The sequence below is a fragment of the Bradyrhizobium sp. Mp19 genome (assembly GCF_029952935.1).
Taxonomy (GTDB): Bacteria; Pseudomonadota; Alphaproteobacteria; order Rhizobiales; family Xanthobacteraceae; genus Bradyrhizobium; species Bradyrhizobium elkanii.
Genome location: NZ_JASAUT010000092.1, coordinates 1 through 20,060 on the forward strand (window position 1 = coordinate 1; position 20,060 = coordinate 20,060).

At 60.2% G+C, this 20,060-nt stretch carries 12 protein-coding genes and 5 pseudogenes; 8 read left to right on the plus strand and 9 right to left on the minus strand.

Translation table 11 applies throughout. The features are described from left to right. Nucleotides 1-89: 89 nt before the first annotated feature. Nucleotides 90-537: pseudogene (locus tag QJT82_RS42635) on the plus strand (IS21 family transposase); the annotation flags it as partial. 1,754 nt (nt 538-2,291) lie between these two features. Here the strand turns inward: QJT82_RS42635 and QJT82_RS42640 are convergent. Then, nucleotides 2,292-2,588 (minus strand): DUF3892 domain-containing protein, encoded by a 297-nt coding sequence (locus QJT82_RS42640; RefSeq protein ID WP_011091022.1) that lies wholly within the window; start codon nt 2,586-2,588, stop codon nt 2,292-2,294. 752 nt (nt 2,589-3,340) lie between these two features. On the opposite strand from QJT82_RS42640, the pseudogene QJT82_RS42645 reads away from it, so the two are divergent. The 3 genes and pseudogenes from QJT82_RS42645 to QJT82_RS42655 all read left to right on the plus strand — a co-directional run. Next, nucleotides 3,341-3,637, plus strand: a pseudogene (locus QJT82_RS42645) (integrase core domain-containing protein); the annotation flags it as partial. Nucleotides 3,638-6,876: 3,239 nt separating this feature from the next. After that, nucleotides 6,877-7,128, plus strand: coding sequence for a hypothetical protein (locus tag QJT82_RS42650; protein ID WP_014490241.1), 252 nt, complete (start codon nt 6,877-6,879; stop codon nt 7,126-7,128). 1,293 nt (nt 7,129-8,421) lie between these two features. Continuing rightward, nucleotides 8,422-9,015 carry an outer membrane beta-barrel protein gene (locus tag QJT82_RS42655; protein ID WP_011082835.1) on the plus strand — a complete coding sequence of 198 codons (594 nt, stop codon included), beginning with the start codon at nt 8,422-8,424 and terminating at the stop codon, nt 9,013-9,015. Between the two features lie 744 nt (nt 9,016-9,759). Here the strand turns inward: QJT82_RS42655 and QJT82_RS42660 are convergent. The 6 genes and pseudogenes from QJT82_RS42660 to QJT82_RS42685 all read right to left on the minus strand — a co-directional run. Continuing rightward, on the minus strand, nt 9,760-10,017 hold the full coding sequence (locus QJT82_RS42660; protein ID WP_014490244.1) for a hypothetical protein: 258 nt from the start codon (nt 10,015-10,017) through the stop codon (nt 9,760-9,762). A gap of 287 nt (nt 10,018-10,304) precedes the next feature. After that, nucleotides 10,305-11,378 carry a ribonucleotide-diphosphate reductase subunit beta gene (locus QJT82_RS42665; RefSeq protein ID WP_014490245.1) on the minus strand — a complete coding sequence of 358 codons (1,074 nt, stop codon included), beginning with the start codon at nt 11,376-11,378 and terminating at the stop codon, nt 10,305-10,307. Then, nucleotides 11,369-13,114: a ribonucleoside-diphosphate reductase subunit alpha gene (locus QJT82_RS42670; protein WP_307724541.1), complete on the minus strand. Its 1,746-nt coding sequence runs from the start codon at nt 13,112-13,114 to the stop codon at nt 11,369-11,371. Before QJT82_RS42670 ends, QJT82_RS42665 begins: the two co-directional genes overlap by 10 nt. A 598-nt stretch (nt 13,115-13,712) precedes the next feature. Then, a pseudogene (locus QJT82_RS42675) lies at nt 13,713-13,859 on the minus strand (transposase); the annotation flags it as partial. Between the two features lie 435 nt (nt 13,860-14,294). Beyond that, a complete protein-coding gene (locus QJT82_RS42680) occupies nt 14,295-14,936 on the minus strand; it encodes a GNAT family N-acetyltransferase (RefSeq protein WP_043900134.1) in 642 nt (213 codons plus the stop codon). Between the two features lie 1,268 nt (nt 14,937-16,204). Beyond that, nucleotides 16,205-16,408, minus strand: a pseudogene (locus tag QJT82_RS42685) (ATP-binding protein); the annotation flags it as partial. A 159-nt stretch (nt 16,409-16,567) separates the two neighbouring features. On the opposite strand from QJT82_RS42685, the gene QJT82_RS42690 reads away from it, so the two are divergent. The 3 genes and pseudogenes from QJT82_RS42690 to QJT82_RS42700 all read left to right on the plus strand — a co-directional run bounded on the left by QJT82_RS42690 (nt 16,568) and on the right by QJT82_RS42700 (nt 18,148). Further along, on the plus strand, nt 16,568-16,756 hold the full coding sequence (locus tag QJT82_RS42690; protein WP_231088716.1) for a recombinase family protein: 189 nt from the start codon (nt 16,568-16,570) through the stop codon (nt 16,754-16,756). 365 nt (nt 16,757-17,121) lie between these two features. Beyond that, nucleotides 17,122-17,280 (plus strand): annotated as a pseudogene (locus QJT82_RS42695) (recombinase family protein); the annotation flags it as partial. Nucleotides 17,281-17,614: 334 nt separating this feature from the next. Then, nucleotides 17,615-18,148: a transposase gene (locus QJT82_RS42700; protein WP_011082845.1), complete on the plus strand. Its 534-nt coding sequence runs from the start codon at nt 17,615-17,617 to the stop codon at nt 18,146-18,148. A gap of 282 nt (nt 18,149-18,430) precedes the next feature. Here QJT82_RS42700 and QJT82_RS42705 read toward each other — a convergent pair whose 3' ends face one another. Beyond that, nucleotides 18,431-18,754 (minus strand): hypothetical protein, encoded by a 324-nt coding sequence (locus QJT82_RS42705; protein WP_014490252.1) that lies wholly within the window; start codon nt 18,752-18,754, stop codon nt 18,431-18,433. A 98-nt stretch (nt 18,755-18,852) separates the two neighbouring features. On the opposite strand from QJT82_RS42705, the gene QJT82_RS42710 reads away from it, so the two are divergent. Further along, a complete protein-coding gene (locus QJT82_RS42710; protein WP_028144341.1) occupies nt 18,853-19,152 on the plus strand; it encodes a hypothetical protein in 300 nt (99 codons plus the stop codon). Nucleotides 19,153-19,398: 246 nt separating this feature from the next. Here the strand turns inward: QJT82_RS42710 and QJT82_RS42715 are convergent, their stop codons facing one another. After that, nucleotides 19,399-19,695, minus strand: a complete 297-nt coding sequence (locus QJT82_RS42715; protein ID WP_125459292.1) for a hypothetical protein — start codon at nt 19,693-19,695, stop codon at nt 19,399-19,401. Nucleotides 19,696-20,060 lie beyond the last annotated feature (365 nt).

Sequence of the window (20,060 nt, forward strand, 5' to 3'; positions counted from 1 at the left end):
CTCGTTCCCGGTCCAGGGGAGCAATTTACGTGAGGCAACGGCTTAGGATCCGGTAACAATTAAGGCGAGGCAATGCGGAATCGAGGGCGATTGTCGCCCGCCATCGGTGAAGTCGGACAGACCCAGGCGCGCAGAAGAAGACGCCGAGGGGCCGGCGCCGGTCCGATCCGCTCGCGCAGTATTGGGAGGCCGAGATCGTTCCGATCCTGAAGGCTGCGCCCGGCATCCGCGTGATCGGCGTGCTGGACGAGTTGCGCCGACGGCATCATGACCTGAACCCGAACATCCGCCGCACGCTGGAGCGGCGCATCAACGCCTGGCGGGCGCTCAACGGCGGGCTTGCAGAACGCGCTGTGGGCGCTTGGCGGCGTGCCGCGGGAGCATCGCAGCGACAGCCTGTCGGCAGCGTTCCGCAATCTGGCCGCCGACGCACGGGAGGATCTGACGCAGCGCTACGCCGGGCTGATGGGCCACTATGGCATGGCGCCAACGCGCAACAATGCGGGCATCGCACATGAGAACGGCTCGATCGAGAGCGGGGAACGCGTCTTCACGCACCAGAGCATAGCTCAACGGCTTTGGGACCAATATAGATGGGCCTCCCGCACGCGCCGTCGCCCCTACACTCTCAAACAACACTAAGAACCTTCTAGGCCGAACGAATCCGTTGGTCGGGCGGGCGGGCGGGCGAGTCTATTTGGTCGAAGAGACGTGGGAGCCGGGAGTGTCTGAAATCGTGACGCCAATCGGCCGTAAGCGGGCAATAGATTGGCTGAGCGCCAATCCGACCCGCCGTCGTGATGCGGCTGCCACTGATCGTAAGCGGGCCGAACGCCTTTTTAATGCGGCCTGATCGATCTGCAAAAGACCGAGGCTGAAATACTGGCAGGCTGAGCGGCGTTAAGTCGCTCAGTCTGGCCTATCAATTTAGGTAGGCCACGCACGGCGGCTTTCTCGCTAAACCGCACTTCAGCTCCCAGCGGATTAAGGTTCATGGGAAAGCAGGGTGTGGGTTAGCCTTTATGATCCGAGGGGCTAACTTCACGGGGCAGTGCGGATGCCGCAGGGATAGCGCCTCTATCTAAGCCCCCCAGCCGATAAAGGCGCCGAGTCGCATCCGCGCGGCTCTTGAGCCGACGAGGAAATCATGGCACCAAAGGCTAAGCCTTTAAGGCATTTGCGCGCGCGGGACATTGCTGAAGCGGTCCATTTCGCGACGCGAGTATCCTATAAAAGGTGGCCGACGGGCGTGTGGTTTGAGCTAAGAGATCGGATGGTCAGAACAGCCGACGGGCAATTCTATCTTATCGAAGATCACCCCATTAAGCTTGACGGCCATGAAGTCGCACGGCCTTACAGTCTAGCGAGCGTCTTTGCGTGGCTGCATGATTGCCCACAACAGATTGAGCTTTGAACGGCCCAAGCGGGCCGCTTTTCGTTTGTAAATTTTCCGCGCGGATCTTTGTCAGCTTTTGGAAAGCTAGCCCGAATACTCAGCCATTGAGCTTAGCGGCGCGTGGCAGGGACAGTGCGTGCCCCGGTGTACGCGAGGGGGCTAGAGCGCCGAGTCACGTCACCGCTAATCTCAATTGCAGCGCGGGCGCGGTAGGGACAACGCCCGATTCTTATCCTGACCTGGCGCCGAGCCGTGCCCGCGTTGCTTCCGGTCGCTGAGACTGATCGCCCAAGCGTCTGGCGGCAACCAGTCCTGGTAGTTGCGCCACGGGCTTTCCCGGACGATACTTTCCGCCGTCAGCTTCAGTCGCTTGACGCTGGCCATGTTGAAGTTGGCGGGGCGTGGTAGGGACAGCGCCTCTAATTCCAGCTCGGGCGCGGAGTCACGTTGCCGCTAACTTCTACCATAGGTCCAAATGGACGGTGATCATCAGCGTGACAGACCTTCGCCCGCAGAGCTGAGACGTTCGGAGCGGATACTACGCGCCGATCAGATCGCACCTCGGGGCCTCACTAAGGCCAACGCAGCCGCCTATTGCGGGTGCTCCAAGGACGCGTTCAACACGTGGATTAAGAAGGGCTTGGTACCGGAGGCTATCCCCGGCACTCAGCGTTGGGATCGCAAGGCGATTGATTGGTATCTGGACCGGGCGTCCGGTCTGCCTACCGGGGAGACCGCATCGAGCGATCCGCTCCCAGCCTGGCTGACCTCAGAACGGAAGGCTGGCAGATAGGAGCGTACACGTCCAACCTTTTCAAGTGACTCTCGGGAGGCGCTCTATCAAAATTATACTACTGATCAGCCGGATCGCCAATGAACTTTATCCTTGCGACAATTAGGGGCACTCAGGGAGTGAAAGCAAATTGTCCGGTTGAATGCCGTCGGCCTTCGTCTTGATGTACTTGTGCCCGTTGTGGACGGCCACAATCACATCGGCCGTGCGCTTTTCCTCGACATAGAACTCCCATACACCGTTTTCGATTTCTTTGATCGTGTGATCGACGGATTGCTTCCACCTAGACCCGTCCGGGTTTACTCCGCCAACGTTTTTGATTCGCTCGTGAGGGTTCTGCCTGTCAGTCTTGTTGATGCATTGAATTCGTATGCGGCTGGTCACTCGGGTCTCTCCCATCTGCAAGAAAAAAGAGCCTCAGTGTGGACCTCGGCCGTGGGTTAGTGTGCCGACCAATCCCAGTAGGTTGCCTTGCATCCTTCTCGGCGCCGAGTCGCGCCCCCATTGCCAGGCGACCGTGACTGTGATGCGGCAACCAGTTCTGGTAGTTGTGCCACGGCTTTTTGCGGTGGATGTATCCTACCGACAGCCTTCTTCCCTCCCGAAGCTGGCGGTGGAGTTAGCGGCGCGCGTGGTAGGGACAGCGCTTCTTCTTCTCTCAGATTGAGCGCCGAGCCACGTGGCCGCTAACTCCCAACCATGGGGCCAAAGGATGCATATATTCGAGCGGCACATCACGGCCCTACGGTCGCAAGCGCTTGAGGTGCTTACAGCCAATCAGGCCCGGGCGGCCGATCAGTCTTTGAGCCTGGCAGATCGCCAAGTCGCGACATTTGATGCCGAGGAGGCTCGGGCAGTGTTAGGCATCCTCGACAGCGTGAAGCCCAATCTTAGGCCGAACGACGCGCGGCGGATCGCTGCACGCATACGCGCGCTTCTAGAGTGGGAGGGTTGAGTGCCGCACGACTCTCTCGGGGACAAAGGCGGTCAGCCCCGGTCTTCGGCGACGGTCTGGTCAACAAGGCCTACTTAAACTCGTGAACATCAGCGGCGAAGGAGTTCGACTAGGCAGCTCTCCGGCAATTCATGTCCTGTAGGGTAGCCAAAGTCATTTCGATGAAACGTCAGCTTTCTTGACCAGCACTTTAACGTACGTATCCATCAAGTACACCGAGCGCCTGGCTGAGGCTGGCGTCGAGCCGTCTGTCAGCAGCGTCGGAGATTCCTATGACAACGCTCTTGCCGAAACCATCAACGGTCTCTACAAGGCCGAGGTGATCCATCGGCGCGGGCCATGGCGCAGCTTCGAGGCCGTCGAGTTCGCCACTCTCGAATGGGTCGACTGGTTCAACAACCGGCGGCTCCTGGAGCCCATCGGAAACATCCCGCCGGCCGAAGCCGAGCAACGCTACTACGCCATGCTGGAACAACCAGCCAAGGCGGCATAACTTAAACCAAATGGCCTCCGGCAAACCCGGGGCCGTTGACTATGATTGCCGGAAAGAGCTTCAGCGAGCCTGCGAACAAACCCCTTCGCCTTTTCCTTGGGTATCGTCGTGACGACGGACATGCGCCCGTGCGACTCTTGCTTGCGGGTGCTCAACTTGGGCGCCGCTCGAGCAGGATAGCGCCGATGAGACGCAACCTTCGCTTGCAGCATCGAGTGCAGGCCGCTTAAACTCTAGCCCCTGAGGAGCCCGACGCTCCTTTCGCCAGCCGCCTAATCAGCCTCAAATCATTTGACAACGGACAACGGTTGCCCCGCTTGTGCGGTGCCATCAACCGGTCGGCCCTCTGCTGAGATGTTTCGTTGTCGTGCAGAACTTCGAGACTACAGACGCGAGCGATCGCCACGACGCGGCGCGAGATTCGCTGATGGTTCATGGATTTTGCTTTTAGCTCTGATGCCGGTAGCGGACTGGCTGCCGGGGTTCAGAAACCGTAATCGTGACCGGCCAATGTGCTTTTGGGGTGCCCTTGGACACGGGCGCACCGTCCCCGCCGAACGGGGCTGTTAGCACGCTGGCCCATTGATGGCCACTGATGCTGTCTTCGGTTTCTGAGACCCAAGCCTATGGTCGCACACAACCTAGACGGTTGCAATGTTAATATTCTACTCTAGGCGCGACGAAACCGCGCGCTTCCGTTGCAAGGCTCGACGCTGAAAGAACTTGGCCTTCCATTTGTAGATGCTGGCGTCGCTGACGCCGCCGATCTTGTTGACCTGCGACGAACGCCTTGTTCCCCACGCAGACCAAGGGCACGCCCGCTGCAGAACCTGGCACGGCAGCGCTCGACAGGGCCGGCCTCAGAAGCGCGGTCGGAAAGTGGATAAGTGTTCGGTGTGAGATTCCGCCCTGCTGATGCCACGCGCTTTGGTGTTGCGGGGCGGGCGTGGCGGGAAAGGTCGGCGCCGATCTCATGTGGTCAGCGATTAGCTGGCTGGTGGGGGTATGGGTCGTGGCCATATGTCCACTCGATTCTAAATTGGTGGTTTCCCTTTGAACGAGAACCTGAGCGACGTGCCCTGCCGCGGCGTCGACGGCGACGCGGTCGCCTCTTCCTCAGTGGCGTAGGGGCCGGAGTACTCAAAATTGAGCGCAACCTTCCACCGGCCTTTATGGCGCGACACGAAGTATTGAACGCCAGCCATAAAGCTTGCTCCGGCCTCGCCCCTGTGATCGACAGATGGCCTTACTCTGCAAATCTGCCGCGGTCGCCTCAACTACCGAATTTGGTGGGCTCGGAAGGAGCAGCGCCTTGTAGTGATAGGGCTGGACTGTTGCTGTGACCGGGGAGACCAACTGCCGGGCCTTGGTCGCTTCCCTTATTCACGAGCGATCGCGGCTGCAATCGGCGAGATCGAGTGTCGAGAGCGAGATGTCGCCTAGCTGCTAGCCAGTCTTTTCTCTCTCGTTAGAGTCAAAGGCTGGATTGATGACGGATTGGGAGACGATCCACTTTTCCATTATGACCGTGATCCCAAGCTCTTGTTCCGTCTCAGCCCTCGGGAAAACATGCGTTCGATCGTCAAACTCGTCAGGGTCCCTCACGGTAGCAGCACGATTTGAGCCGAACCGCGTTGCCGCGCCCTTTCTATTGCCCCCCTGCACGCCCTGGGGAACGTCATTGGGATCTCCGTTCTTAATTAATAGTCTTTGACTGCAATACTGGGCGATATGATCCGGAAGCGCCGATAGCGGCGCCCGCTTGGCTTCTTCCCGTACTCGCGCTCCCACGTCGAAGTGTCAATCCGCACATCCGTCATGTTCGCTGATCGCCTCAAAGATTACAACCTTGCCCTAGCGACCGTGCTTCAGAGCGTCAATTCCTTCGAGCTGGTCGGGGTTGGGCTCGTCCTTGATGTTCCAACGGATATCGCAAGCCGCCGAATCTTCTCCAATCGAACAAGCGCCTCTTGGAGTAACGAGGCTCGGAATTTGCAAGTCGTCGGCGCGGGGTGGCGCTGCTCAGCCGTCCTTCGGAAATCCCTCCGTTCAATGCAGAAACACCATAGCGGCGGCACGCCTGACAGCTCTTTATTTCCGTCAGCTACAAATTCTTGTAGTTGACCCGCGCGGTGTCCTCCGGGCTGAATCGCGATCAACCCCACAGGAGAGCAAAGCTATGTCTCCACTAGAAGCAATCACCCGTTGGCTGGACTCACAAGATTTGGGCATGCAACTTGAGATCGCCGGTTTCGCGACATTCTTGGTTTTCGGGGATGATGACACTTTCACGCTCGGCGACTCGGAGCAGCTCGAGTCTCTTTACCGATGGTTGAACGAGCCAAGCTTGGCATCGGGCATCGCCGCCGAACGTGCCCTGACCTTTCGAGTGTACTTCGCTTCCTTGGCCGAGGATAGATCGACGGGCGCCGGATGGAAGCGAACCGAAGTGTTGGTGCGGAGAATTCTGAAAGACGCTACGCGAGACGGGAGGTTTGCCGCTGCCCGCAAGGCGCAAAGGATGCTTGAGCTCTTGCCCGCCCGAAAAGAGAGCTGGAATCAGGTCGTGAGATCCTGGAATGAATTGGCCGCGACGTATCTAACACACGAGGCTCTCAGTAGTTGGAGCGCCGCCGAGAAGCTCCGAGGCCTGAGGGCGATTTCAAGCACCAGCGTTCCTGTTGCTGGGCTTGGGTCGCCTCATCGAGGCGCTGCTTAATTCTGGTAAAGCCGCAATTCCCCTGTGCTGCGGGGCGAGCGTCTGCATGCACCTGTCGGATCCATGGCGGCCACGCTAGCCGCTTAAAAGCATGACAGCGCATTGAAACTGACCGTCAGGGCCACCGGAGGATATCTCCACCCGACCGGCGGCCCACTTGCGATGCTGTAGCACAAGAGCCGAAACCGGCATCTCAATGGCAGGCACGGCTTCGCGCTTTTCTTCGAACATATGCCAATGCCAGCGGGCCTAACACATCGAGATGAACGAAAGTCTCCGGATAGGCTATATCGTTTCGGTAGCTTCATTGCTCGAGAGCCGCTCAGGCCGATGTTCAGGGCCGTAAAAGGTGGTACGTCCGCCTGCCTTCGGCGCAGACGTGGCTGCTGCTCGACATGATGTCGCGGCGGCGTCAGTGCCGCTGCGAACGAAAACCGACAAATATCGGACAAAATCCGCAATTGGTGACGAAAAGTCCGGATTGGCTATATAATATGAGATCGTTGGATGGGGGAGCCCGATGTCGATCTATAACCCTTTGAGAGACAAGCTGGTCGCAAACAGCTCTGCCTCGCTCAAGATGACCTTTGCCGACATCGAGATGCTTATCGGTCGCTCCCTCCCGAAATCAGCGTATGAATATGATGCGTGGTGGGCCAACGAAGACCCCGTCAAAACAAATCACAGTCACAGCCTTGCGTGGACAGTTCCGGGGTATCAAGCCGAACCAAATCGATTGCAGCGGACAGTAACATTTCGGCGCAGGGGGTAGCATTTTCCGCAAAAGCGAATGCCTTGAACCTGGTTCGCTAATTCGACAATCGAGGATGCGTCGTGAATGAAAATGATCACGCGACACGACTAAGCCCGTATCGACAAGACATGATATTTCTTATCGCAGTAGCCTCTCCCTCCGTTGGCAGCAAGCAAGGGGCGGCCGGGCGCCGATACGCGTGCCGAGCTCGATCTTGGCGTCCCTCATCTCCGCCAGCAGAGCCACGGGATCGAGCGTGCGATAGCTCTCGAAGGCGCCGTTCGTTTGACGCCTTTGCTCAGCTTCGGATGCGCGAGAGCGCACTCAGGGATCATCGCCGCTTCGAGTTTGGGACGGAGCGGATCGGCGACCTTGCCGAACTGCGCCGTTGCAGCTTCTGCATCGAACTCGGTGACGATGAAGGCGAAGACGACACGGCGCCCGGTCTTCCAGCAACCGGCTCACGTGGCTGTTGGAGATGGGTGCCGTAGTCGGCCGCTCCGAGCGCAGTCGTTCAATACCGAACTCGGCTGGGAGTTCTGTGAGAGCTCCTGGAATAGCCAGTTCTCGGGATGTCGCTCGGCCTGTTTCGCGGCTCAAATTTCATGTATCGAAGAGGGTACTGGCCGTGATCGAGAAGGCCAGCCGCAGCAAGAAATTCTGGACTCTTAACTCGATGCGGCGCCGAGCCTTATCGCCGGCCCCTACACACGCCTCCGTCTTACTGCGGATGCATCGTCCGCCCGGAACGAAATGGATTGAATGCGGCTCGTCCGTCGAAGCTTCGCCGTAAGCGGGAACACTTGCATCCAATGGCCGACGAACGGTCGATACGGGCGGAACGAGGACACGCGGAGCAGCTGCAATCAGGAAACTGACTCGCTGTCGATGCGCTGACTCTTGTCATGCTGATGTGCTCGAAGCCGCGCAGGACGGGTAACCGCGATTAGACATTTTCGGGTCAAGCCACTTAATCAACAGTCGGCGGACAGCATCCGCGACCGACCCGACATGCACTTTGCCCATCGACCGGCCGCTCAGGCGGCGCTTGCGACCCCGTCAACTACCAACCCTTGCAGTTGATGGAGGTGGCGGAAACGTGGCAATCGTCGTCAATATCCCGTCGGGGGCGTCGAATTCGAAACTGGGATTCAGAAGAATAAAAAAATTGCTAGCGGGCACGGTAGCCCTCAACACGCTGGCTGCTCCTGCCTCTGCCGTTGATCCGGCCGCGCGGCCTTACTTCAAAGCGCCTCCGGCGGTCATTCCGATCTATGATTGGAGCGGCTTCTACGTCGGCAGTGCTGGGACGTGGTCAACGCCGGCGGCGTGGTCGTCGCTCCGCCCGTTGGCATGGGGCGCCATCATGCGACGGGAGGCACGGTGGGCGGTCACATCGGCTACCGCTGGCAAATAGCGAACTCGGTGTTCGGTCTGGAGACGCAGGGCAATTGGGCCGATTTCAAGGGCTCCAACGCGAACCTTGCTTTCGCAGGCGTCCGGGATGACTCCACGCTTGATGCATTCGGCCTGTTCACGGGCCAAGTCGGCTATGCTTGGAATAACGTGCTGCTCTATGTAAGAGGTGGGGCTGCAGTCGTCCGTGACAAATACCGGGTCTCCGATTTTGCGACCGGGCTCACTATCGACAACGGCAGCGAAACTCGTTGGGGCGGCACGGTAGGGGCGGGCCTTGAATTTGGCTTTGCTCCGAACTGGTCCATCGGCGTTGAATACGACCACCTGTTCATGGGTCGTCGGGATGTGGATTTCTTTTTTTCACCCGGACTCGTGGGTGTTCCGGTGGGCACTTTTGCAGGGACTGCCCGTATCGGTCAGGACGTCGATATCGGCTTGGTCCGTGTGAACTACCGGTGGGGTGGCGTGATCGCCACGACCTATTGATCGATCTTCGCCAAAATGGCGCGGGTTCGCACCAATATCCTGAGCCGCATCGCGGCATAGAAACCTTGGCAACAGGGACTCGCATCAATAGCGCTATCGGCTTCTTGTCGGTACATCGGCTCGAGCTGGTTAGGCGTGGTTCAAAGGAATCTGGCTGATCTGGTTATGACGCAGCGCCACGGCGAGATCGCGGCGAACTCAAGCGTGCTGCCGTGGTCGAACGCCAGCCGCTTAGTGGCTGGCTGCGCCGATTTCCCGGCCCCGTGCCTCCACCTGCATCACCGTCGGCTTTCCGGCCGTCGGAGAATGATGAGGCAAAAAATAGTTTTGTCGACCGTCGTAGTTAACCCGGCCCTCGCTTAGGGAGACACAGGTCATCGATTACAATCGTTCCGGTCGGCCGCAGCACGCTCATCGCACAGGCAGCGCACTGAAATGCGAGCCGAGGTGCGAGCCGGGCGCACCTTCGTGCTACGACTTGGTCGACCAGGTCGAGGCCGCACTGGCCACCTCGGACGAAAGGCCGACGAGCGGTCGAAGCGGCGCTCGTGCGAGGGTGGGACATAACGTCGACGACGTGATGGCTTGCGTCATCGTCGCTGCCGATCTCTGCGCCCGATCAGCCTGCCGAACCCCCGCTGGCGCGGATCAATTGGGAGCGCCTCGGAGAGCGGATGCAAAATCTCGAGAGGTGGATCGGCAGCGCTGAAGCGGAACTCTTGTGTTAGGACAGAAACGCGGCTGTCATCCGAGCCGCATTGCCAGCGTCTGCTCGTAGTAGATCACCTCCGCGAAGCCACGGCCGAGGAAGACCGCCAGTGGGTCGGCGACGAAATCAAACGCGAAGGGGGATGAAGAACAAATCGGTTTGCCTGATCCGACCGGGCTGCAATGAAGATGACCCCCTTTGACAGGGTTGCCCCTCTTTACAACTTCCGATTGCGTGATAGTAATCCCCTCTAGCCCTAAGAGGGGGGCGGCCGTGGCGATCATCGAGAACATTCGTCTGCTCAAGGGCGTAGCCGTGTTGCGCTGATTGACTTCATGAAGGTGGTTGACGAGACCCACCTCACCGACCTGCGGAAATACTGTAAACCCTAGCCGCCATCAGCAATGGAGCGCATGTACCGGCTTAACCCAACAAACCATCTGTGTGTCCGGCTTTGTCGCGCTGCAATCAAGACGCCACGATGAGGAGGTCCGGTTCTATGCCTTTGTCATGCTGGCGGGTGACGGCGACGACTATCGGCGCCTGCCGCTGTCAATGCCGCTAGCATGAATAAAATGGGCTAGATACGGCCGAAAGTCGCCCACACCCCGTCTTCGCCGTCCCAGCTGCCGCGGCTCGCCGCCTTGGAGTACTCCGTGGCGCGCTGCTCGAAGAAATTGGCGTGCTCGACGCCATTGAGAATCTCGACGAGCCACGGCAGCGGATGCGCCTTGAGCTGGGTGAACCCGCCCTCCTTCGCCTCGAAGAAGCCGAAGACCGGGGCAATCCGGAGTTGGGCCAGTCGCCAGTCGGCGACGTAGCGGACGTAGGCGTGGATATGCTCAGGCAGCATCCCCTCGATCTTGCCAAGGCCGAAGGCGAGCTCGACGAAGTTCTCCTCCAGCTTCACCATGGTCTTGGCTACGTCGACAATGTCGTCGCGGACGGGGCGCGTCACCGCGCCGGTTTCGCGGTGCCATTCGTGAAATAGCTTGATGATGCCCTCGCAGTGGAGACTCTCGTCGCGCACTGACCAGCTTACGATCTGTCCCATGCCGTTCATTTTGTTGTGGCGTGGGAAGTTGAGCAGCATGGCGAAGCTGGCGAACAAGGCCATGCCTTCGGTGAAGGCGCCGAACATCGCCAGGGTACGGGCGACATCCGCCACGCTGTCGACGCCGAACTCGTGCATGTAGTCCGCCTTGGCGCGCATCTGCGCATAGCCGCGGAATGCCTCGAACTCGGTCTTAGGCATACCGAGCGTCTTGAGTAGCAGGGCATAGGCGTCGATATGAACCGTCTCCATGTTAGTGAAAGCGGCCATCATCATCTGGACGGTGAGTGGCTGGAAGATCGGAATGTACCGCTTGAAATAGTTGTCGCCGACCTCGATGTCCGACTGAGTGAAGAAACGGAAGATCTGGGTGAGCAGCGCGCGCTCGCTGTCGGTGACGCGGCCCGAAGCCCAGTCGTTGAGGTCGGCGCCGAGCGGCACCTCCTCGCCCATCCAGTGGGTCTGCTGCTGGCGCTTCCAGAACTCGTAAGCCCAGGCATAGCGATCGACGTCGTAGCTGCCGGTCGAGTCAAGGAGGCCGACGCGTCCCTTGCCGATCAACGTGCGCGGATCGGCGCGCGATAGATCGATCACTGACATGCGAGGCACTCCTCATAGTCGGTGCGCTGCCGCGCCGGCTGCTGCGTCGGCGTTGCATCCCCGGCAATCTTGCCGGCGAACGCCGCGCGCGAGATCGACTTTGATCGACAGTAGTAGAGGCTCTTCACCCCACGCTTCCACGCCGTCCAGTGCAGCATGTGGAGGTCCCACTTATCGACGTCGGCCGGCAGATAGAGGTTGATCGACTGGCTCTGGCAAATCAACGCGGCGCGGTCGGCGGCAAGCTCGACGATCCAGCGCTGGTCGATCTCGAAGGCGGTGCGAAAGATCGCTTTCTCGTGCTCCGACAGGACGTCGAGATGGGCGACCGATCCGTCGTGCGCGATGATCGACTCCCAGGTCGCCGAGGTGTCGGCGCCTTTCGCGGCCAGCACCTTAGCGAGGTGCGGATTGCGCACCGAGATGGCGCCGGATAGCGTCTTGTGGGTGTAGATGTTGGCCGGGATCGGCTCAGTGCAGGCGCTGGTGCCCCCGCAGATGATGCTGATCGAGGCGGTCGGCGCGATTGCGATCTTGTGGCTGAAGCGCGCCATCACGCCGCGTTCCAGGGCATCCGGGCACGGGCCACGCTCGCGAGCGAGCGCCACGGATGCGGCGTCGGCTTCGCGACGGAGTTTTCGGAACATGTTCAGATTGAATGACTTGGCCAAGGTACCCTCCATTGGAATGCCCTTGGCCTGGAGAAACGAGTGGAAGCCCATGACGCCGAGGCCAACGGAGCGCTCGCGCAGGGCGGCGTAGCGGGCACGCTTCATTCCGTCCGGCGCCACCGTGATGAAGTGCGTGAGCACGTTGTCTAGGAAGCGCATGACGTCCTCTATGAAGCCGGGCTCCTCATTCCACTGGTCCCAGGTCTCGAGGTTGAGCGACGACAGGCAGCAAACCGCGGTGCGCTCCTCGCCGCGATGATCGATGCCGGTCGACAGGGTAATCTCGCTGCACAGGTTGGAGGTCGAGACCTCGAGGCCGAGCTCGCGCTGGTGCTTGGGGAGCGCACGGTTCACGGTGTCGATGAACAAGAGATAAGGCTCGCCGGTCTGCAGCCGGTTCTCAAGGATGCGTTGCCACAGCTGGCGGGCGTCGATCTCGCGGACGACCTCGTTAGTCTTCGGGCTGCGCAGAGCGAATGCGGTGCCGGCGCCCACGGCACACATGAACTCGTCGGTGACGTTGATGCCGTGATGTAGGTTGAGGCTCTTGCGGTTGAAGTCACCAGACGCCTTGCGGATCTCGAGGAACTCCTCGATCTCGGGATGGTGGATATCGAGATAGACCGCCGCCGAGCCGCGCCGCAACGAGCCCTGGCTGATCGCCAGCGTGAGGCCGTCCGTGACGTGGATGAACGGGATGATGCCCGAGGTGACGCCGCCCCTCGCCTTCTCGCCGATTGAGCGAACATTACCCCAGTAGGTGCCGATGCCGCCGCCATTGGAAGCAAGCCAGACGTTCTCGTTCCAGGTGCCGACGATGCCTTCGAGCGAGTCCGACACTGAGTTAAGGAAGCACGAGATCGGAAGGCCGCGCGTCGTGCCGCCGTTGGAGAGCACCGGTGTGGCCGGCATGAACCACAGCCGAGACATCGCATCATATAGACGTTGGGCATGCGCAACATTGTCCGCGAAGGCGCAAGACACTCGGGCGAACATGTCCTGGAGGCCTTCGCCGGCGAGCAGATAGCGGTCGGTCAGCGTCAGCCTACCAAACGAGGTCAGCAGGTCGTCGCGCGACCGATCGAGCGAAAGGTCAGACGGAGTTGGCGATCGCGCGGGGGGCCTCGGCAGGGGAGCCGGCAATGCTGGGGGCTGCACAAGACACAGTTCAGGTGTGGTAGGCTTTGCCTGCGCTGAGGGCTGCCGCACACTCGGCAGCTCAATGAGATGACCATACTGATCGAAATCGTAAGACGCCGACATCGGCAACCCCGTGATATTTGGGGGCTGGGACCGTGCGGACGACTTGCGAGGGGACCGGGCAAATGTCCCCGGCTGCAAGCGACCCACCGGGCACCCCGCCCGAGGACATGGGTTCTGTCGCGGTAGGTTTCCTGGCTCGCGGGTCGCTGCGGCTGTCGGCCTTCCCAGCGCTGTCGCGCTAATGCCTCGGAATAGCCGCTGCCGACACAATGGGTTCCCCCCTAACACCGTGCCACCATATATGCGAATTTAAAACCACTACGACACCACATATAGAAGCCTTTGCCCAGACTCGTCAAGACGGCACAGTCAAGTTAACCAGTTGGAGCAGCCCCGAGGTCGAGGTTCGAAATTCGCCGAGCGCCTGTCCTGAGAGCCTCACTCAAAAAACATAGATGTCTCAAGGCCTGGCCAATCGGCGAGTTAGGAGCCTCAGATGGGCGACGAGCGGCCAGGCGAGCTCGGTAGCGGCGGAACCTTCGAAGTCTTTGCAGAGATGCCCACATCTGCCGAGCCACGCAAAGGTGCGCTCGACGACCCAGCGCCTGCGATCGGCCAAGATGTGCTCAAACCTTTGGAAGTGGCGTCGCAAATTCTCCAACAGGGGAACAGCAACCCTGGACATCCTGAATGTTGGCATCGATCGGTTCGCGGTCCGCGAATTGAGTTGGGCCGGATCGGGTTTCGGTAGCCATACGCGTCTCGCCATTCATCGCTTTCTGTGGCCTTAGATCAAAAATTGTCTGGAGCCCGACCGCAAATCGATGCAGCCGCCCGTGGCAATATCCCAGCTTAGTGGATTTGACCCCGCCAGCTCTCACATCAGACGTGCCAACTTTGCCGAAGAGACGATTGGTATGCTTTTCGCAGGCCCGGCGAGCCGCCTCACGTGCTCAGTTGTCTGGCCGCGAACATAAGCCGTCCTGACCGAACGCGGTCATGTCAGGTTATTGGCAATCAATCCTAACGGGATGAGGCGGAGCTATGCTTGAGTCTGGGTGACGAGCCGATCCGGCGGCGCGGCCTTGCTGGGTCGGAATGAAGCCGTTCGCAACATTGGCGTGAGCGGCGGCGAAGAACCGTGTTGTATCTCACCAACGACCTTGAAGCCGTGACGTTGGTAAAAGGGAATGTTTTCAGGGTTCGAACTTTCGAGGTAGGCAACAATGCCGTCCTCATCGCATCGTTGAAGGGCGTAGTTCATCAGCAACGTGCCAAGCCCTTTTCCGACCCAGTTCGGATCGACGGCAATGAGTGGCAGATACCAATGTGGCTCGTGGGGACGATGTTCGGCCATTCTCCGCCGCAAGTGTGCCATATCCTCGGTAATCTCCGGGCGCAGGGATAGCGCCATGATTGCATCCAATGCCTCCTCATCTTGCTGCACGTTGGGAGGCAGCCACAGGGCCGCGCCACGAATCTCTCCCGCGACGTAGGCTGTGCCATGTGCAAATGCTCGGCCCCCACAGGCGTCAATGAACTGAGGCATGCTTCTAAGGTATTGCCTTGGGTCAGGCCAGCTCCAACGCATCAACGGATCCGCGGCAAAGCCGAGCACAATTGTCCAGACAGTGCTTGCACGAATGTTTGCGTTCGCAGATCTGATATCTGATTCTTCTGTCATGAAGTCGTTTCGGGGCTCTGTTTTGGCATTGGCCTTCCAAGGAGGAGCATGGCATCGACACATCTGACGGTGAGCGGAATGGATGCACCGACGGGGACTCGCCGGGTGCATTTGGTTTCCCTTCCGAGATCTCCGCCTGTCTCAGACGGCTGACTTTGACGGCCACTTCGGACGAAGGCTCCTTGGTAGGCAATGCTTGGATCTACATATTCCTGGCGGGCTTCTGCGCTTCCACGCCCTATCTGGAACCCGCCCCGCCCTTCCCAAGGAAGCTCCGACGTTCTCAAGGTCGACACGGTTCGGCAGCCTGCAACCGTCCGCGAAGGGAATGACATGAGGACGCCTTTGATATTGCAAGTGCGAAGAAGTCAGGGCATGGCGAACATCGGGCGATGGCTGCCTGAACCGGGCTCCGGCACGAGCAAACAGCCAGCCAAGTGTCGCGCGTCGAGGTCCAGACTAGGCAAGGAATCATCACCTCGTCTCGTATTGAGCGGTTCTCGTAAGTTTCTTGGTCAAAACACATGCTAAGTGCGAAACCTCCATTGCCAACGTCGTGTCCGCGGTCACCGGCAGAGAGAGCTTTCGTCTGCGAGACTCATATGCGTAGTACAGCGGCTTTCCAATTATCGCATGTTGTCCGCGCTCCTTGATGTTCTTGTCTCGGCGCATCATCGCCGCGATTCGCGATTGTCGGATCAAGGCAACGGGACTGGATACCACGACGCTGCCGCCGTCGACCTACTGAACAACGCAACTTGGGATCGCGCGAGAGCTTTCGTGCATTGATTGATCGTCAGGCGTGTCGATCGCTCGCACAACGGCGTTAGCTCTATCGAGCGAAAACGTTGCTGTCGTGCCCTCGTCGTACTTGACGCCCAGGTCAGTTGTATCCGCCGCGATCCTTGCCATAGTGGGAAAGACAGCAGGCTGACGTAGTTGCGTGAGTAACTCTCGTAAAAGAGGTTTTTGGCCACAAGCGTTGATGGCTTCGTAGGACTTGTTCCAACTCACTCCCTGATCGGAACGGTTTGGAAGATTTCTTGGCGCTGGTATGCTTGCCACACCAGGTCCGAGATCCACGTGGTGAGTCATGTTGTTTCGTTCTGTCTTGGAAAACTGTAGTCGTCGGGGCAGCATATCAGAAGGCAATGTAGCGAAGACCTCCCCAGAATAGGTAGGGATCTATCCGCCCTTGATGCTGAGTTGGCCCGGGTTCAACCTTGAGCATAGTCTGTCGAACGCCATCCGGAACTGCCCCCTTTTCGTCATGAAGAACTGCCCCCACCATCGGACGTTTGATGGTCGCTTCCGCCGGTGACGGGACGGAGGGAGGCGGAGCCGACCGGACGGCCGTCACCGGCGGTCGGCGGTTTGATGAAGCCACTCTTGGCGCGGAGTCGGTAGCTGTCGCCGCGGATCGTCAGCACGTGGCGGTGGTGCAGGAGCCGGTCGAGGATCGCGGCAAGAAGACGCGCCTCCAGTAGACGATCCACCGGAAGCGGCGGATCTGCTTTGAGGCCGTCGTCTACGTTCGCCAGTCGACGGCAGACCAGGTCATCAACAACCGCGAGAGCGAGCGCCGCTAGTACGGCTTGGCCGACCTTGCCCGGCAGCTGGGCTGGAGCGAGGTGGCCGCAATCGACGACGAACTCGGTCGCTCTGGTGGCGGCACCGCGCGTCCCGGTTTCGAGAAGCTGCTCGCCGCCATTTGCGAAGGGCAAGTTGGCGCTGTGGTCTCGAGTGAGGCCTCTCGGCTGGCGCGCAACGGCAGGATTGGCATACGCTCCTGGAGTTCTACGGGCTCGTTGGAACACTGATCGTCGATGAGGATGGCGTCGACGATCCTCGCCATCCCAACGATCGCCTTCTGCTGGCATGAAAGGCACGATGAGCGAGATGGAGCTGTCTATCGTTCGGCAACGCTCGCTTGAAGCCTTGGAGCAGAAGGCACGCAGGGGTGAGCTCTTCCTCAACGTCGCCATCGGCTATCTCAAGGTCTCCAACGATCGGATCGACAAGGACCCTGATCGGCGCATTCAGGAGGCGCTCGCACTCGTGTTCACCAAGTTTGCCGAGATGCAGACACCGCGCCAGGTCCACCTCTGCTTACGGCAGGAGCGAATCACTTTGCCCGGGGGGCGGCCATGGCCCCGAGGGCCGCCACGTCGAATGGAAGTTACCAGTGTACAATACGATCTACCACATCCTGACCAATCCCGCCTATGCTGGCGCCTATGTCTTCGGGCGCTCGGGCAGTCGGGTGACGATCGAGGCCGGCCGCAAGAGGATCGTGCGGGGCTTCCGGCGCGAGCGCAACGACTGGGAGGTTTTGATCAAGGACCACCATGAGGGCTACATTACGTGGGCGGAGTTCGAGAAGAATCAGGGCCTGATCACCGACAACGCCAACGGAAAACGCTTCATGAGTCGAGGCTCGGTTCGCAGCGGCGAAGGCCGGCTCGCGGGTTCTTCGTTGCGGCCACTGCGGCCGCAAACTTCACGTTACCTACAGCGGTACGCACAGTACTGTCGGGCGGTATCATTGCCGCGGTAGCCAGATCAACCATGGTGGAGACCCGTGCATCTCATTAGGCGGTCTGCGCGCGGATCGCGCGATCAGCGCGGAGGTCATCGCGCGGCTGCAGCCGCTGGGTATACAGGCAGCGCTGGCGGCCATGGAAGCGCGCGGCTGTGAACACGCCGACAAGCTGCGTCAGCTCGAGTTGACTCTGGAGCAGGCACGCTACGAGGCAACTCGCGCTCCTCGGCGATACGAGGCTGTCGATTCGGACAATCGCCTTGTTGCCGGCGAGCTGGAGCGGCGCTGGAACGAACGCCTGGTCGCTGTCCGCGAGCTTGAGGGCAAGCGCGACACGTTGTTGGCTACGCCGGAGATGACGTTGAGCGACATCGATCGCGATCGGTTACTTGCGCTTGATTCCGAACTCAAGAGAGCTTGGGAAAGTCCGGGTGCAACAGCTGCGACGCGCAACAGGATCATCCGAAGCTTCATCAATGAGATCGTTGTGCGCATGCGCGACGAGGTGCTGGACTTGATTGTCCACTGGCATGGCGGCGATCACACGGCATTGCAGGTGAGGAGGAACCGCACCGGCGAGCACCGCGGCGGATGTGGTCGATCTCGTTCGTGTCCTCGCGCGTCAGATGCCCGACAGCATCATCGCCGCGGTTCTCAACCGCGCCAGTAGGTCGACAGGGCGTGGCAACAGTTGGGCCCGCGTCCGCGTCCGCGTTCGCAGTCTGCGCAACCAACACGCCATCGCGGCCTACCGAGAGGACGAGCGCGCCCAGCTGCGTTGAAAGTCAGTCCTTCGACGGCTCGCCGTCTGATCGAAGAACAGAGCTTGCCTGCGCAGCAGCTGTGCAAAGGCGCACCGTGGATGGTCAAAGCGGTTGATCTGGAACATCCCCAAGTCAAGGGCGCGGCGGTTCCGGCGGCCATCGTCTGGCGATCCGGGTCAAAAAGAAACTCAACTCCAAGGGGGTAGCGAGGTGGGCAGCATGAACCTGACTCGAGCGCGCGAGCAGCAGCACGTTCTCGCCGTTGGCGATCCAACGTGACGGCGGCCAGGTCGCGGATCTGCTTCGGTCGATCGACGGCTGCGTCTATGATCCTTGCGCACGACCTCGCGCTCGCACAGTAGGATCAGCGTCTCACGCGCCGACAGGTTCACGCGCGCCGTCTCGTCGGGCAGGTTGTCGAGCTGGTCGCGGATGCCGGAGAGCTGCGAGCGCGCCAGCATGGCCCCCAGCCAATCGATTGGTGCTTCGGTGACCTTCTTTGTACGCACCATCAGAAGCTCCCTCCGATCGTAGCTTCGTATTCGGCAAGAGGACGTAACAACGAGGGCAGTGGTGAAGGCGCCGGCACTGTCGGTGTCGCGGTTGCTGGTTGGCAGACCGCGCCATCGCGACAGGCAACCCCGTCGAGGTGGGCGAACTCGACGATCCGCAGCCGGCGATCCTCCGATTGCCTGTGACCGCAACCTCGCGCATGCCATGGTGGATGCGCACCTCGCCAGCCGCGACCGTCACCGCCACGCGCTCGCTGATCAGCCGCCAGGGTACCGTAGTTGTTCGTATCGATCTCGACAGCACAATCGTTGCCGACGACGCGGGCCAGTTCGCGCGGCGATCCGAGCGACGCCGAGCGGCTTCGACCGGTGTACCTCGTCACACGCAAAGCGAGTGATCGGCGCCACGCCCGTCGTGCCGTGGATACGTACGTTCGCCACCCCGCCCTCCCACTCGGCGAGATGCGTCTCGAATGCCTCCCAGCTCGCGAAGGAATGCCCCGCGATCACGCTCTTCTTCACGTAGCGGACGCCATTCTCCGTCTTGCCCTTTGTGCGCGCCCGATACGGTGCGCAGGCGCGAGGACGGAAGCCCCAATGCTTCGCGAACGTGATGAGCTTGTCGTCAAACTGAACCGACCGGCTCACCTGTCGTGGCGCACCACGAGCGCGCGTGGATTGTCCTTCAGCACTTCCTCCGGCAAGGTCGTGAATGCGCTCTCGAGCCCAGCGAACCAGTGCTCTTGCTTTTCGGCGCGGGTCGCCACGAACACAAATGCTTTGACCTTCGCCCCGCCGATATCGACCAGACGCTCGCCGAAGTCGATCTGTAGCTGCCGCCCCGGGGGCGTCTCGAACCGGGTCGTCGCCAGAGCTTCGGCCTTCAGTGCCTGGCGGTAGGGCTGCACGGCGCGTCGCAGCGTTCGCCGGCTGACCGCCAAGCCGTTTTCGGCCAACAGGTCGTGACGGACCGCATCCGCATTGCCGCGATGTCGAATGAACCTCTCGCGCAGCCAGCCTTCAAGGCCATGACCCGCTTCGCCCGCTCAGGCGACTTGAAGGCTTCACCCACCCGCGCCACGTAGTCCTTCACCGTCTGCAGCCCAGCTGGCGCGCAATCCGCTTCAGACCTCACCCACACACCCTCAGGTGCAACATCTCCGTCACGTCATCCGGCGTATTCATCACCTGCCCCTGTGAATTACTCCACGACAAGCCTTTGATTCGTTAGAGCTGGCCCCGCAAATTCGGACAGTAGCTTGAGTGGATTTTCTGCCTGACAGCGGCGAGGATTCTTGCTGCGAAT

Excerpts from the sequence above, each read along its gene's own strand:
- QJT82_RS42640 (WP_011091022.1), bottom strand. The coding sequence starts at position 2,588 with ATGGGAGAGACCCGAGTGACCAGCCGCATACGAATTCAATGCATCAAC.
- QJT82_RS42650 (WP_014490241.1), top strand. The coding sequence starts at position 6,877 with ATGTCGATCTATAACCCTTTGAGAGACAAGCTGGTCGCAAACAGCTCT.
- QJT82_RS42660 (WP_014490244.1), bottom strand. The coding sequence starts at position 10,017 with ATGTTCTCGATGATCGCCACGGCCGCCCCCCTCTTAGGGCTAGAGGGG.
- QJT82_RS42665 (WP_014490245.1), bottom strand. The coding sequence starts at position 11,378 with ATGTCAGTGATCGATCTATCGCGCGCCGATCCGCGCACGTTGATCGGC.
- QJT82_RS42680 (WP_043900134.1), bottom strand. The coding sequence starts at position 14,936 with ATGACAGAAGAATCAGATATCAGATCTGCGAACGCAAACATTCGTGCA.
- QJT82_RS42700 (WP_011082845.1), top strand. The coding sequence starts at position 17,615 with ATGGAAGCGCGCGGCTGTGAACACGCCGACAAGCTGCGTCAGCTCGAG.
- QJT82_RS42705 (WP_014490252.1), bottom strand. The coding sequence starts at position 18,754 with ATGGTGCGTACAAAGAAGGTCACCGAAGCACCAATCGATTGGCTGGGG.